This window comes from Kitasatospora sp. NPDC093558 (assembly GCF_040683475.1).
In the GTDB taxonomy this organism is placed as follows: Bacteria; Actinomycetota; Actinomycetes; order Streptomycetales; family Streptomycetaceae; genus Kitasatospora.
Genome location: NZ_JBFBDY010001188.1, coordinates 1 through 1,371, shown reverse-complemented (window position 1 = coordinate 1,371; position 1,371 = coordinate 1). Strand labels below are relative to the sequence as shown.

At 71.1% G+C, this 1,371-nt stretch carries 2 protein-coding genes; both read left to right on the top strand.

Going from position 1 to position 1,371, the window contains the following annotated elements; translation table 11 throughout:
• Positions 1-962, top strand: a 962-nt coding sequence (gene pstS, locus AB0O00_RS39635; protein ID WP_363659520.1) for a phosphate ABC transporter substrate-binding protein PstS, incomplete at its 5' end; no start/stop codon positions are given.
• 126 nt (positions 963-1,088) lie between these two features.
• A complete protein-coding gene (locus tag AB0O00_RS39630; RefSeq protein ID WP_363659519.1) occupies positions 1,089-1,364 on the top strand; it encodes a PASTA domain-containing protein in 276 nt (91 codons plus the stop codon).
• The last annotated feature ends 7 nt before the right edge of the window (positions 1,365-1,371 follow it).

Sequence of the window (1,371 nt, the reverse complement as noted above, 5' to 3'; positions counted from 1 at the left end):
CGCTCCTCGGCGCCGGCTCCACCGCTCAGGCCCCCGCGATCGACGTGTGGAAGAACCTCTACAGCGCCTCCTGCACGGGCACCACCGTCAACTACAGCGGTGGCGGCTCCGGCGCGGGCGTCCAGCAGTTCAACCAGGGCAAGGTGCAGTTCGCGGGCACCGACTTCGCGCTCAAGCCCGCCGACGTGGACACCTCGAAGTCCGTCTGCACCGGCGGCAAGGCGATCGACCTGCCGATGGTGGCCGGCCTGGTCTCGCTGGTCTACAACGTGGACAACCTCGACAACCTGGTCCTGGACGGCCCGACCGCCGCCAAGATCTTCGACTCGCAGATCACCAAGTGGAACGACCCGGCGATCGCCGCCCTCAACCCGGGCGCCAAGCTGCCGGACGCGGACATCCAGTCCTTCCACCGCTCGGACGACTCCGGCACCACCTTCAACCTGACCTCCTACTTCGCCAAGACCTCCGGCGGTGCGTGGAGCGCCGCGCCGGACAAGGCGTGGAAGGGCAAGAATGGCCAGTCCGCGAACGGCAGCGCCGGCGTCGCGGCCCAGATCAAGCAGGTCAAGAACTCGATCGGCTACGCCGAGCTGTCCTACGCCCAGACCAACAACCTCAAGAGCGCCCAGATCAGCACCGGCGCCGCCAAGCCCGCCGCGGCCACCGCCGCCAACGCCGCGCTCACCCTCGCCAGCTCCACCGTCGTGGGCACCGACGGCGACCTCGCGCTCTCCCTGGACTACGGCACCAAGGCCGACAACGCCTACCCGATCGTCCTGGTCACCTACGAGATCGTCTGCGACAAGGGCAACAAGGCGGAGACCCTCGACACCCTCAAGGGCTTCCTGACCTACACCGTCGGCGACGCCGCCCAGAAGGCCATCGGCGAGAAGGGCTACGTCCCGATGCCCGCCGCGATCGGCGACAAGGTCAAGACCGCCGTGACCGCCCTGGCCTGACCCGCACGCGGCCCGCACCTGGCCCGCACCCGACCGGCACCGCCGGCCCCGCACCACGGGGGCCGGCGGTGCCGCCGTCTTCCCCCGGCGGGATTTCAACGGCAGGCTGGGGCACGGGAGGGTGACATGACGTGGATTGGACCGAGCACGGCCCCCGAGGTGACGGTGCCCGACGTGGTCGGGCTGCTCGTGCCCCAGGCCCGGAAGGTCGCGTGGGAGGCGGGCCTCGCCATCGCGAGCGACGACCCGGACGGCCCGCCCGTCAGCGCGCTGACCTGGCCGGGTGTCTGGGTGGTCACCGCCCAGCACCCCGCGCCGGGCGCGAAGATGCGCCGCCGGGGTTCCCTGGTGGTCGAGTTCGCGGAAGTGCCCGACGAGGGCGGCGAGCAGCCTCCGCACTAGCGGAGGC

Coding starts and splice junctions, on each gene's coding strand:
- AB0O00_RS39630 (WP_363659519.1), top strand. CDS start 1,089: ATGACGTGGATTGGACCGAGCACGGCCCCCGAGGTGACGGTGCCCGAC.